This window comes from Solirubrobacter pauli (assembly GCF_003633755.1).
Lineage (GTDB): Bacteria > Actinomycetota > Thermoleophilia > Solirubrobacterales > Solirubrobacteraceae > Solirubrobacter > Solirubrobacter pauli.
The window spans coordinates 89,456-101,939 of sequence record NZ_RBIL01000002.1 but is presented as its reverse complement, the minus strand read 5'-3'; the positions used below and the strand labels follow the sequence as shown (position 1 = coordinate 101,939).

Genomic DNA, 12,484 nt, shown 5'->3' with positions numbered 1-12,484 from the left:
CGCGGATCGACAGCCTGCGCGCGAGCTGGCGCGACGGCACTCGTGAGAGTCGGGTTAGCCCCCGTTGACACACGCGCAGCGCGCCACATAGCCTCCGCATCTCCCCGAAGCGGAATCGAGGCTCCCCTTGCGCCGTCGAAGCTCCCTGTTCGCTGCTGTGGCCACCCCGCGTGCCAAGTGGGTGGTGTTCCTGGTCTGGCTGCTGGTGATCGTCGGGTCCGGTGCGGCCGGGATCTCCGAGAAGTACACCGACGCGCAGGAGAACGAGTCGACGTCGTTCCTCCCGGGCGACGCGGAGTCGACGAAGGCGCTGCTCGCGGCCGAGGACCTGCAGGGCGGCGAGCTCGCCCCGGCCGTGATCCTGTACCGGCGCGAGTCCGGGCTGACCGCCGCGGACAAGCAGAAGATCGTCACCGACGTGCAGGCGCTCACGGCGAAGCGCTTCCCCGCGGTCGTCGCCGACGGCTCGCGCGCCGCGGCGGGCGGCGGCAGTGGCGGCGGCGAGGAGAGCGCCCCGCCGCCCGCGGCCGCCGGCTGTGGCGGGCCGACGACGCCGATCCCGGGCCAGCCGGCCGGCTACGCGCCGTTCGTCGGGCCGGTGTGCTCGGAGGACGGCAAGGCCGCGCTCGTGCTCGCCTACATCCGCGGCGACGGGGACGCCGCCCACCTGCTCGACCCCGTCGAGTTCTGGCGCGAGACGGTGTCGAACCCGGGTGGTGGGCTCGAGGTCAAGATCACCGGCGGGGCGGGCTACGCGGCCGACGCCATCACGGTGTTCGAGAACATCAACGGCACGCTGCTGCTCGCGGCCACCGGGCTCGTGATCGTGCTGCTGATCCTGATCTACCGGTCGCCGATCTTCCTCTTCATCCCGTTGGCCGCGGTGCTGTTCGCGGAGTTCCTGTCGCAGACGCTCGGCTACGGGCTGTCCCAGCTCGGCGTGACCATCAACGGGCAGTCGAGCGCCATCATGTCGATCCTCGTGCTCGGCGCGGGCACGGACTACGCGCTGCTGATCGTCGCCCGCTACCGCGAGGAGATGCACCGCCAGGCCGACCAGTACGCCGCGATGCGCGCGGCGCTCGTCAGCGCCGGCCCGGCCGTGTTCGCGAGCGCCGCCACCGTGATCGCCGCGCTGTTCTGCCTCTCGATCGCGCGCGTGAACGGCACGTCCGGCCTCGGCCCGCTCGGTGCCTTGGGCGTGTTCTGCGCCGCGCTCTCGATGCTCACCCTGCTGCCCGCGCTGCTGCTCATCTTCGGCCGGCGCGCGTTCTGGCCGTTCGTCCCGCACACGCCCACCACCAAGCCGAGCGCGGCGCTCGTGACCCCCGCCGGCCGCGCCGTGCTCGAAGGCTCGAGCGTGAGCGCGCTGCTGCGCGTCGCCGGCGCGTGCGTCGTCGCGGTCGTGGTGCTGCCGCTGACGATCGTGTCCGCGATCCTCCGCCGCTGCACCCGCGGCCACACGTGGTCGGTCACGTCCGCGTTCGCCGGCTCCGTGTTCATCCCGTACGAGCTGCGCCGCGTGCGGAACGAGCATCAGGTCGACGAGACGCACGGCTTCTGGAAGCGCGTGGGCGACCGCGTCGCGGTCAACCCGCTGCGGACGTTCGGCGGCGCGGTCGCGATCTTGCTCGTGATGTGCCTCGGCCTGACGTTCTTCTCGACCGACCTGACCACCAACGACAGCTACCGCGAGAAGGTCGAGGCGATCGAGGGCCAGGAGCTGCTGGCCAAGAGCTTCCCGGCCGGCTCGAGCGCGCCGACCGACATCATCGTCGAGCGGGCCGCCGACGTGGAGCGCGTCTCCGCCGCGGTCGCGGCCGTCCGGGGCGTGCAGACGGTCAGCCCGCCGGTCGCGAGCGACGACACGGGCCGCACGCTCATCCAGGCGACCCTCACCCCGCCGCCCTACTCGACCGAGGCGTTCGACCTGATCGAGCCGATCCGAGCGGCGGTCGGCGACGCCGCGCTCGTCGGCGGCGCGACCGCCGTCGAGTTCGACGTGCGCGAGGCCGCCGCCTGGGACTCGACCGTGATCCCGCCGATCGTGCTGCTCGTCGTCTTCGTGATCCTGATGATCCTGCTGCGCGCGGTCGTCGGTCCGCTCGTGCTGATCGGCACCGTGATCCTCTCCTACGCGGCCGCCCTCGGCGTCGCCTACTTCACGTTCGACGTCATCTTCGGCTTCAACGGCTCCGACCCGTCGCTCCCGCTGTTCGCGTTCGTCTTCCTGGTCGCGCTCGGCGTCGACTACAACATCTTCCTCGCCGCCCGCGCCCGCGAGGAGACCTACACCCACGGGAGCCGCGCCGGCATGCTCCGCGCGCTCGCGGTCACCGGCGGCGTGATCACGAGCGCGGGCATCGTGCTCGCGGGCACGTTCGCGGTCCTCGGCTCGCTCCCGCTCGTGTTCCTCACCGAGATCGGCTTCGTCGTCGCGTTCGGCGTGCTGCTGGACACGTTCCTCGTGCGCTCGGTGCTGGTCCCGGCGGCGACCCTGCTGATCGGCCCGCGCTTCTGGTGGCCGTCATCGCTCGCCAAGACGGACGGCGGCGCGACCGAGCGCCCGCGCGAGGAGCCGGAAGCCGTCAGCGTGTGACGACGGGCCAGCCTGGGGCGAGGTCGGGGAGCGGGCTCGGGCTCCCCGGGCGGAAGCCATCGAAGATGAGCGCGAGGTAGCGTCGCCAGGCGTCGGGCGCGGGCGTCGGCAACGACCCGACGGCGTGCACCGGGGCGCACAGGAGCACGAACACGTCGGTTCCGGTGAGCTCGGGGCGGACGGCACCGGCCGTCCGCGCGCGGTCCACCAACGCCTCGATGCACTCGTGCAGCTGGTCGCGCAGCTCGAGCACCGTCGAATCGCCGTCGGCGAGGGTCTGGACCACCGAGAGGTCGTGCTCGTGCAGCGCCTCCGCGGCCAGGGTCAGGAACTCGAGCAGCGCGCCGCCGGGATCGTCGGAGCCGGAGAGCCGCCGGGCGGCGTCCGTCAGCGCGACGAAGCGGTTGCCGACGACCGCGACGATCAGCTCCTCCTTGGTGGCGAAGTGACGGAACACCGTGCCCTTGGCCACCCCGGCGCGGCGTGCGATGTCCGCGATCGAAGCATCGAGCCCGCGCTCGGCGAACTCCTCCTGGGCCGCCGCGAGCACCAGCTCGCGATTGCGAGCGGCGTCCACGCGAAGGGCTCGGTCCGGCGGCGGCACGCCCTCAGGCTAGCAAGTTGACCGCACGGTCACCTTATGCGCTACGCTCGCCCCAGAACATGACCCGGCGGTCACCTTGCGGTGCCGTGGGTCTCCACTTCATTGGAGGATCAGCATGCAGCTGCAAGGTGCCACCGCGCTCGTCACGGGCGCGAATCGCGGAATCGGACAGCACTTCGCCGTCGAGCTGCTCCGCCGCGGAGCGAAGGTCTACGCCACGGCCCGGCGCCCCGAGCTGGTGGACATCCCCGGTGCCGAGGTCCTGCGCGTGGACATCACCGACCCGGCGTCCGTGGACGCGGCGGCCGCGGTCGCCACCGACGTCGACGTCCTCATCAACAACGCCGCCTTCACGGCCGGCGGCAACCTCGTGAGCGGCGAGCTGCACGCCATCCGCGAGGTCATGGACTCCAACTACTACGGCACGCTGGCCATGATCCGGGCGTTCGCCCCCATCCTGGCCCGCAACGGCGGCGGAGCCATCCTCAACGTGCTGTCGGCCGCGGCCTGGACGACCGTCGACGGCAACACCGCCTACGCCGCCGCCAAGTCCGCGCAGTGGGGCCTCACCAACGGCGTCCGAGTCGAGCTCGCCGGCCAGGGCACCCACGTCGCCGCGCTCGTCCCCGGACTCGTGGCCACCGAGACGCTGAAGGACTTCGCCGAGAACGCCGGCATCGTCTTCCGGGACGGCGTGATGAACGAGCCGGCGGACATCGCGCGACTGGCCCTCGACGGCCTCGAGGCCGGGCAGGTGGAGATCCTCGACCAGATGGCCACCGACGCGAAGGCGTCCCTCGCCGGGCCGCCCCGGGCCCTTGACCTGGCGGCCGTCGCGGTCTAGACGGCGCCGGACCGGATCAGCGTCCAGTGGCCCTCGGAGACGACCTCGACGGTTCCGTCGGCCACCGTGATCGCGGTCTCATCGTCGATCGCGTAGGTCGGCGCGGGAATGCACGCCGCCCACTGCTCTGCGTTCGCCGGCGAAGCGTCGGGGTGATCCGGGTGACCCAGGTGCGGGATCAACGCGAAGTCGACGAGTCCCGCCCCCTCTCCCGCGACCAGGGTTCTGCGGACGTCGCCCTCGGGGCTGGAGAAGACGACGTCCTGCGACGTCGATGGCCCATCGCTCCACCCCGGGGGTTGGTCGTAGGTCTCGACGAAGGTGGAGGTGGCCGCGATGCTTCCCGCGCTCACTCCCACGTAGACCGCCTCAGCGCGCAGGGTCGGCAGCACGCCGGTCAAACCGGAGCGCCGCATCCAGTCGGCGAGGAACAGCGGGTCGCCGCCCCACACGAGCAGCGCGTCGGCGTCCCGGACCGTCGGCACCCACGCCGCCTCGTCGATGCTCGGCAACGCCGTCAGCTCCAGGATCCCCAACGAGTTCCAGCCCAGCTCGCACAACGGTGCGGCGGCCTTCCCGCAGATCGCTCGGTACGCCATGCCCGGCCCGCCGGGGAAGGGGTACAGGGCGGTCGGGATGAAGAGCGCGTTCGACTCCGCGATCGGTTTGCCGAGCAGGCTCACCAGTGCGTCGTGGATGCTCGCGTTCTTGATGCCCGCGGATGTGAGAAGCAGGTTCAAGGTCCCTCGCAGTTCGATCCGTTGAAGCCTTGGACTCGGGCCCGCCGCGAAACTCATCACGGAACGACCAGATTTATGCAGGCGATGTGCCGAGGTGAGAGGCTCGCGGTCGACGACGCGTATGAGCAGTCTCGGCGCTTCTCCCGTGGCCCGACGGCGCGCTGGTGCAGCGCTGGTGATCGGCGCGGTGGCGTTCGCGGCGAGCGCAGCCGTGGCCGCGGGCGACCCGGGACGCGTCGTGCTCACCGTGAGCGCTGCGGGTCCGCAGCCGACCGTTGACGCTGCCGCGGGGGCGACCGCGGCGGTCGCGTTGCCCGACGGCGGGGCTGTGCTGCTCGGACTAGAGGGGGAGCGCGGGCTGGTGGTCGCTCGGATCAGGGCCGACGGCGCGCTGGCGTCGGGATTCGGCCGCCGCGGTGTCGTACACGCGGCCCTGCCGGAGGGGGCGACGCCGTCGCCGCCGCCGCGGGCGGCCGGGCGGGTGTTCAGGGTGCTGCAGATGCTGCGCGCCCCGGACGGGCGCCTGCTGGTGATCGGCATGGGCACGAGCCGGACGCTCCTCGAGCTGCCACAGATGGTGGTGGTCGCGTTGACGGCGAGCGGCGTGCTCGACACGACCTTCGGGGACCATGGCGTCGCGCGCCCCGGCCTACAGGCGTCGTGTGGCGTGTGCCGGCCGGCTGCGATCCAGCCCGACGGGTCGATCGTGCTGAGCGGGAACCTCGGGTCGACGTCCCCGCCGACCGGTCCGGACGCCCCAGCGTTCTTCGAGTGGTACGTCGCGCGCCTGACGCCGCGCGGCGATGTCGACGGGAGCTTCGGCCAGGGTGGGTTCGCAGCCGTGGGGAAGCCGCCGGGCCGCAACGTCGGCGGCTACGCGACGTCGCTGCTTCCCGACGGGCGCATCCTCGCGCTCGGGCGTGATGACACCGGCCCGCAGCTCATGCGGTTGCTGCCGTCGGGCGCCGCCGACCCCTCGTTCCACGCGGCGACGCCGGTGGCGCTGCCCGTGCCGTTCGCCTTCTCGCTGGCCACGCACCCGGACGGCTTCACGGATGTTCGCGGGCCGGACCGCGTGCTGCGGGTCGATCCCGACGGCGCACTCGATCCGGCCTTCGGCGCGGGCGTCGATGTCGGCCCATCGTTCCTCGGTGGCTTGCTGGCACTCCCGGGCCGGTCGGTCCTGGCGTACGACGCGGCGGGCTTCGATCCGCGGCCCGCGTCCGCCGGCGACCTGCGGGTGACGAAGATCCTGGCTGATGGTCGCATCGACGCCACGCCCCGCCTGGTGGCGTTCGGATTCGGCGGCGGGCTCGCACGCAGCCGTCTGGACTCGGGGCCGCCCTCGCCGCTGCCGGCGCTCGCGCAGACGAGCTTCCGCGCGAGCGAGGTCCTGCTGCGCCCGGACCGCTCGGTCCTCGCGGTCGGCGGCGTCGGGGTCGTGCGCTACACGGGCGAAGGCTCGGGCGTCAGCACTGGACGTTTCGCGGTCGGTGCGCTCACGCCCGGTCTCGCCCTCGACACGCGGTTCGGTGGACCCGTCCGCCGGGAGCGCCTGCGCGTGCGCCCGACCGAGGAGCGTCGAAGGACCGTTCAGCGGCACGGTCGTTTCGTGCTGCGCGTCCGATACTCCGGGACCGCCGCTCTGGCACACATCCGCATACGCGCTCGCGGCCGGGTGATCGCCGAGGAGCTCGAGCCGCTGTTCGCTCCCGGGACCAGCACCGTGAAGGTCCCGCTGCGCCGCCGACTACCGGCGGGCCGGCTGCGCGTGACCATCACCGCCGAGGTCCGGAGCCTGCTGGCCGATGTGGTCACCCAGACGGTGCGCGTGACCCTCCCGCGCTGACGGCGAGCGAAGCGTCCGCCGCCGCACACGACGTTCCGGGGGCGGGTTCGGGGTTCGTTCAGGGTGCTTCCCGATGGTGGGTGGGGCCTCCGGGATCGAGCCTGAACCCATGGTCGAACTTGGACTCTTCTTCGCGCTGATCTGCGCACTCGTGACGAACGTGGGGTACCTGCTCAAGCACCGCGGCGCGGTGGTCGCGCCGGCGGTGGACATCCGCCGCCCGCTCGCCTCGGCGGCCGGCCTGTTCCGATCGAGGTGGTTCACGATCGGATGGCTCGTCGCCCTGGTCGCCTGGGTCTTCCACGTGTTGGCGTTGTCGCTGGCACCGATCTCCGACGTCCGGGTCGTACTCGCCGCCGGGATGGTGCTGCTGGCGGTGATCGCGGACCGGATGTTCGGGTTCAAGGTCGGCCGGCGGCAGTGGGTGGCGTTGACGGCGATGTCGGTCGGCCTCGGCCTGCTCGCGGTCACCCGGCAGCCGGTGGAGGACGCGGGCCTCTCGCACTCGACCGCCGCGCTGATGCTCTTCCAGGGCTGCCTGCTGGGACTCGGAGCGCTGCTGATCGCCGGACCGGGGCTGACGGGTGCCCGCTCCGAGCGACGCGGCCTGGCGCTGGGCGCTGCCTCGGGCGTGCTGTTCGGCGTCTCGGACGTCGCCCTCAAGGAGCTGACGACCGCGCTGCGCCTCGACGGGCCGCTCGGCGTGCTGTCGCCCTCGCTGCTGGTCGCCGCCATCGCCGCGGTGGGCGCGTTCTACGCGTCGGCGCGAGCGTTGCAGAACGGCGAGGCCGTCTCGGTGATCGCCGTCACCGGGACCGCGGCGAACGTCGTGGGCATCGCGGGCGGCATGCTCGTGTTCGGCGACCCGATCCCCGGTGACCCTGTCGGCATCGCCGTGCAGGCGTTCGCGTTCGTGCTGATCGTCGTGGCGGGCGCGCTCATCCCCGCTCCCCTGCGGGCCGCGCAGGCCGCCGTCTGACCGGCGCCGCGCAGGCTACGTTCGAGTGGACACATGAAGCTCACCCCCGTGCAACGCGCCGGACAGGACCGGCTCCTGTTCGGCGTCTGCGCCGGCGTCGCCCGCAGCTTCGGCGTCGACGCCCTCTGGGTGCGGGTCCTGTTCGCCGTGGTGCTCGTGCTGGGCGGCGCGGTCGGGCTGATCGTGTACGCCGCGCTCGCGCTGCTGCTGCCCGGCGAGCCGGGACCGGTCCTCCCCTGGGCGGCTCGCTCGCCCAAGGCGCTCGGCGTCCTCGTAGCACTCGCCGCGGTGACGGTCGGGCTCGCGCTGATCGAGTTCGCGCTGCCGCTCTCCGTGCTGGTGCCCGCCGCGCTGTTGGCGGTGGGCGTCGCGCTCGTGTGGAACCAGGCGATGAGCGTGCGCGGCGCCGAGCAGGAGCCGGAGCCGCTCGAGATCGCCCGGCTCGCCGGCGGCCTGACGCTGCTGGTCGCCGGCGCGGTCGTCCTGGTGATCTACAGCGGCGAGGTCGAGCAGGCGTCCGCCGCGCTGATCTCCGCCGCCGGCGTGGCGGCCGGCCTCGGCCTGATCGTCGGCCCACGTCTGGTGCGCGCTCGCGCGGAGGCCGACGCCGAGCGGCGCGGGCGCATCCGGGCCGACGAGCGCGCGGACGTCGCCGCGCGGCTGCACGACTCGGTGTTGCAGACGCTGGCGCTGATCCAGCGCGAGGACGACCCGCGCCGGGCGCAGTCGCTGGCCCGTCGCCAGGAGCGCGAGCTGCGCGACTGGCTCTACGGCCACGAGCAGCCAGGTGAGGCGCCCACGTTGGCGACTGCCCTGCGAGCGGCCGCGGACGACGTCGAGGAGCACTACGGCATCGCGGTCAACCTCGTGCAGCCGTCCGACGACCCCTTGGACGAGGGGTTGTCCTCGCTCGCCGCCGCTGCCCGCGAGGCCATGACCAACGCCGGTCGCCACGCCGGCGTGAAGGAGGTCTCCGTGCTGGCCCGGGTGAGCGACCACGAGGCGTCGGTGTTCATCCGCGACCGCGGCACCGGCTTCGAGCTCGCGGACGTGCCGGGTGACCGCCGAGGCGTGCGCGAGTCGATCGTCGGACGCATGGAGCGCTCCGGCGGACGTGCCAGCATCGCCAGCTCACCCGGCGCCGGCACGGAGGTCGAGCTGGTGTTGCCGCGAAAGGGGGCCTGACGTGGCCTATCCGATCCGCAGGGTCGTCATCGTCGACGATCACGAGATCTTCCGCGCCGGCCTGCTCGCCCGGCTCGGCCCGACCATGCAGGTCGTCGGTGAGGCCGGGACCGTCGAGGCCGCCGTGCCGCTGATCCGCGCGCTCGACCCCGACGTCGTCCTGCTCGACGTCCACCTGCCCGACGGCGGCGGCCACGCCGTCATCGGGCCCGTGCACGCCGAGCGCCCGGCCGTGCGGTTCCTGGCGCTGTCGGTGTCCGACGTCGCCGAAGACGTCCTCGCCACCATCCGCGCCGGCGCGCGCGGCTACGTGACCAAGTCGATCTCGCCCGACGAGCTCGTCGAGGCGATCCACCGCGTGGCCGACGGCGACGCGGTCTTCTCCCCCTGGCTCGCCGGCTTCGTGCTCGACGCCTTCAACGACAAGACGACGACCGCCACCCCGGGCGCCCGGATCGACCCGGAGCTGGACTCGCTCACCGCGCGCGAGCAGGACGTCCTGCTCCTGATCGCGCGCGGCTACACGTACAAGGAGATCGCCGGCAAGCTCCACCTGTCGGTCAAGACGATCGAGACCCACGTCTCCAGCGTCCTGCGCAAGCTGCAGCTCTCCAACCGGAACGAGCTGACCCGCTGGGCCGCGCAGCGACGGATGATCTGACCGCCTAGCCGCGCAGGTGCTCGGCGGGCGTGGTGGGCGTGCGGCCGAGCAGCCGCTCGAGGTCACCGGGCTGCTCGTCCCATTCGCCGCCGTTGATGGCGCGGACCCAGCTCAGCGCGAACGCGGCGGCGGGTTCCGGCAGGCCGCCGGCGATCATCCGCTCAACGTACTCCTCCTCCGACAGCGGCACGTAGCGGACGGTGGTGCCGCGGATCTCCGACAGGATCTCGGCGACATCGGCGAACGACACCGGCGGACCGCCGTGCAGGGCGTACGTCTTGCCCTCGTGCCCACGCTCGGTCAGGACCACGGCCTGCGCCTCGGCGAGATCCGCACGTGTCGCCGACGCGACCTTGCCGTCTCCGGCCGGGACGCGGACGCCGGATTCGAACGCCTCGCTCCCGATGTAAAACGGGAGGTTCTCGAGGTACGGCGGATGGCCGAGGATCGTGGACCGCAGGCCTGACGCCGCCAGCGTCTGCACGGTGAAGGCGTCGGGCTCCGTGACCTGCGGCAGCTCGAAGCGCGAGCCGGCCTTGCGGATGATCGGCGTGTAGACGAGCTGCTCGACGCCGGCCGTCTCCGCCGCGGCGATCACGTTGGCGTGCTGGGTCTGGCGGTCGGTGAAGGCGTGCGTGGGCACCAGCAGCACCTTCTCGACGCCCGCGAAGGCACGCGTCAGCGCATCGGGGTCGAAGTAGTCCCCCGTCCGGATCTCGATGCCCAGGGCGGCAAGGTCGGCGGCCTTCTCCGGGTCGCGGGCCAGGCCCACGAGCTCGCTGGCGGGCCGCCGTTCGAGGAGGTGCCGGAGCGTCAGGCGGCCGAGATGGCCGCTCGCGCCGGTGACGAGGATCGTGCTCACGTATTCTGGATGATGGACATCATCTTATCCAGGATGACGCCCATCATCTTAAAGTCAAGGAGAGGTTGAAAGGACTGCCGCATGCCGCGGATCTCCGAGCACGACATGGCCCAGACGCGTCAGCGCATCGTCGACGCCGCGAGCCCCCGTTTTCGATCCGACGGGATCGACGCGATCGGGATCGCGGCGCTCATGAAGGGCGCGGGCATGACCCACGGCGGCTTCTACAACCACTTCGCCTCCAAGGACGCGCTCGCGGTCGCTGTCTTCGAGGACGCCTTCGCGACGTCACTGGCGACGGTCGCGCGGAGCAGCGACGAGGCAGACCCCGACCGCCCCTCGCTGGCGGAGACCGTGGCCACCTACCTCTCCCCCGGGCACCGCGACCGGCCCGACGGCGGGTGTCCGTCGGCAGCGCTGGTCAGCGACGCCGGCCGCCACGGACCCGAGATCCAGGCCGCCTACGCCGAGGGCGTCCGCGGCTACATCGAGCGCTTCGACGCCGCCCAGCAGCTCGAAGCGACTGAGCGCGGTGAGACGCTCGACCCGGAAGAGGCACGCCGCCGATCGATCGCGCTGCTGACCGAGATCGTCGGGGCCATCGTCCTCTCACGCGCGGTCCGGCTCGTGGAGCCCGACCTCTCCGACGAGATCCTCGCCGTGAACCGTCAGCGGGTGACGAACAGGGCGTAGCGGCCGCCGACACGGAACACGTGCGTCCCGCGTCGCCGCTCCGCCTGCGCGGTCAGCGCCGCCAAGCCGCAGGTCACCAGGCCGAGCAGCAGGCAGCCGAGCCCCAGCGCCCAGGTCGCCCCGCTCGGCGAAGACGCGGCGGTGAAGACGACGGCCGCGAACGGCACGATGCCCCAGGGGACAACGCGAACGGCCGTCTCGCGCCAGGTCAACAACCTCGCCGCCTCCGGCAGAACCTCGGGCCGGCGCAGCTGGCGGACGCACAACGCGACGTTCACGATCGCCGCCACGATGAAGAACGCGATCAGCGCGAGCGCGAACCAGTCCAGCTCGCGTTCGACGTCCCGCGAGAGGACCAGCACGACGATCCCGGCGACCACGCCGGTGACGCCCATCGACGTGTCGCTCGCGATTGCGCGGCGGGCCTTCATGGGGCGCAGCGTAACGCGCGCCAGTTGCTCCCCCTCCGAGTCGGATGAGCGCAAAAGCGTGAGCGTTCGCGGTTCTTGACGGTTGCCGTTGGTAGGCGGCCCGCGTCGGCACCTCCCTGCACTCGCCCCTGAACTCGCGCTTCGGTCTGGGTGCGTCGCGGGGCTCTTAAGTGTGCCGGGAGGTACCGCCGCGTGCCGCCCAGGAACCGGTCTGGCTTAGTGCTGCGGCTTCTCTTTGCCGGCGCGTGCTGAGGGAGGCCGCCGGTGGGAGGCCGTGGCCTTTTGTCTCCTTGGCTTCCCAGAGATCAAGTCAGCCCTCCCGCTTGATCGCCGCGGCGTTCCCGTGGGACCGCGCCCTCGGGCGGTCTTCCCTGACATCTCTGGCCCTTCGGTGCTCTCGGGCGCAAACCGCTTGGCATAGACCCAAGCTGGCCGGCGCGAGACCAAGCTCATCGCGACGACCGGTGCGCGTGCCGATCCCTGCGCAGGCGATGTTCGCAGTCGCTTTTCGCGCAAAGCAGCAGTGGGGCATACAAGCCGACGGCGCATGCCCGTGTCGTCTAGATAGAGCGCTACCGGCTCACGCCTGGTCGTCCCACGGCGTTCCGGCCGCCTTGATGAGACGGTGGGCCATCTGGCCATGCGAAATAGGCATCGCCTTGAAGACGCGGAGCCGTCGCGCGCCCTCCTCGTTGATCTCTGCCAACGTGGGTGCTGCTGACAAGTCCACGCAGACATGAAGCAATCGTCGCTGAACTTGCCATGCCCAGCGCGAACCCTTGCTCGCCGGCTGAACGGCGGAGCAGACTTCGGCTACAGCGACGATCCGGTCTGGTGACCCGACTGCTCGGTGGATGAGGATGTCCCCGTGGCGCATCGTTGCGGGCCGTTGCGTCTCTGGGAATTTCTGAACCGGACCTTCGGTCTCGTTCCATTCGCGATAGAGACGGTGAAGGTCGCTTGTCCAGGGTTCTTCTTTCGTTCCCGAGTTCACGAGCCAGTAAGCCATTGCGAGTTCCTACTCGAAGGCGCGAATC

General features: G+C 71.8%; 12 protein-coding genes. 7 read left to right on the top strand and 5 right to left on the bottom strand.

What is annotated here, in order from left to right; genetic code table 11:
- Window positions 1-157 precede the first annotated feature (157 nt).
- A complete protein-coding gene (locus tag C8N24_RS20215; RefSeq protein WP_170179257.1) occupies window positions 158-2,599 on the top strand; it encodes an MMPL family transporter in 2,442 nt (813 codons plus the stop codon).
- Here the strand turns inward: C8N24_RS20215 and C8N24_RS20210 are convergent.
- Entirely contained in the window at window positions 2,589-3,203 is a 615-nt protein-coding gene (locus tag C8N24_RS20210; RefSeq protein WP_121253511.1) for a TetR/AcrR family transcriptional regulator, read from the bottom strand. The two genes, C8N24_RS20215 and C8N24_RS20210, sit on opposite strands and share 11 nt — an antisense overlap.
- A gap of 115 nt (window positions 3,204-3,318) precedes the next feature.
- Between C8N24_RS20210 and C8N24_RS20205 the strand changes: the two genes are divergently transcribed.
- Complete coding sequence (locus C8N24_RS20205) at window positions 3,319-4,047, top strand: SDR family NAD(P)-dependent oxidoreductase (protein ID WP_121253509.1); 729 nt, start codon at window positions 3,319-3,321, stop codon at window positions 4,045-4,047.
- Here C8N24_RS20205 and C8N24_RS20200 read toward each other — a convergent pair.
- Complete coding sequence (locus C8N24_RS20200) at window positions 4,044-4,787, bottom strand: Type 1 glutamine amidotransferase-like domain-containing protein (protein ID WP_121253507.1); 744 nt, start codon at window positions 4,785-4,787, stop codon at window positions 4,044-4,046. The genes C8N24_RS20205 and C8N24_RS20200 overlap by 4 nt on opposite strands.
- A gap of 145 nt (window positions 4,788-4,932) precedes the next feature.
- On the opposite strand from C8N24_RS20200, the gene C8N24_RS20195 reads away from it, so the two are divergent.
- From C8N24_RS20195 to C8N24_RS20180, 4 genes are all read left to right on the top strand, one after another.
- Complete coding sequence (locus tag C8N24_RS20195; protein WP_170179256.1) at window positions 4,933-6,636, top strand: NHL repeat-containing protein; 1,704 nt, start codon at window positions 4,933-4,935, stop codon at window positions 6,634-6,636.
- A 109-nt stretch (window positions 6,637-6,745) separates the two neighbouring features.
- Window positions 6,746-7,615 (top strand): hypothetical protein, encoded by an 870-nt coding sequence (locus C8N24_RS20190; RefSeq protein WP_121253503.1) that lies wholly within the window; start codon window positions 6,746-6,748, stop codon window positions 7,613-7,615.
- Between the two features lie 33 nt (window positions 7,616-7,648).
- Window positions 7,649-8,800 (top strand): ATP-binding protein, encoded by a 1,152-nt coding sequence (locus tag C8N24_RS20185; RefSeq protein WP_121253501.1) that lies wholly within the window; start codon window positions 7,649-7,651, stop codon window positions 8,798-8,800.
- Between the two features lies 1 nt (window position 8,801).
- Window positions 8,802-9,461, top strand: a complete 660-nt coding sequence (locus C8N24_RS20180; protein ID WP_121253499.1) for a response regulator — start codon at window positions 8,802-8,804, stop codon at window positions 9,459-9,461.
- 4 nt (window positions 9,462-9,465) lie between these two features.
- Here C8N24_RS20180 and C8N24_RS20175 read toward each other — a convergent pair whose 3' ends face one another.
- Window positions 9,466-10,323 carry an SDR family oxidoreductase gene (locus C8N24_RS20175; RefSeq protein WP_121253497.1) on the bottom strand — a complete coding sequence of 286 codons (858 nt, stop codon included), beginning with the start codon at window positions 10,321-10,323 and terminating at the stop codon, window positions 9,466-9,468.
- An 81-nt stretch (window positions 10,324-10,404) separates the two neighbouring features.
- Here C8N24_RS20175 and C8N24_RS20170 point away from each other — a divergent pair, with 81 nt between their 5' ends.
- Window positions 10,405-11,016, top strand: a complete 612-nt coding sequence (locus C8N24_RS20170) for a TetR/AcrR family transcriptional regulator (RefSeq protein WP_121253495.1) — start codon at window positions 10,405-10,407, stop codon at window positions 11,014-11,016.
- Here C8N24_RS20170 and C8N24_RS20165 read toward each other — a convergent pair.
- Window positions 10,992-11,447, bottom strand: coding sequence for a hypothetical protein (locus tag C8N24_RS20165; protein WP_121253493.1), 456 nt, complete (start codon window positions 11,445-11,447; stop codon window positions 10,992-10,994). The genes C8N24_RS20170 and C8N24_RS20165 overlap by 25 nt on opposite strands.
- Before the next feature lie 580 nt (window positions 11,448-12,027).
- The gene (locus C8N24_RS33400) at window positions 12,028-12,456 is read right to left on the bottom strand and encodes a large ribosomal subunit protein uL6 (RefSeq protein WP_147447908.1); all 429 of its coding nucleotides are present in this window, start codon (window positions 12,454-12,456) and stop codon (window positions 12,028-12,030) included.
- Window positions 12,457-12,484: the final 28 nt, after the last annotated feature.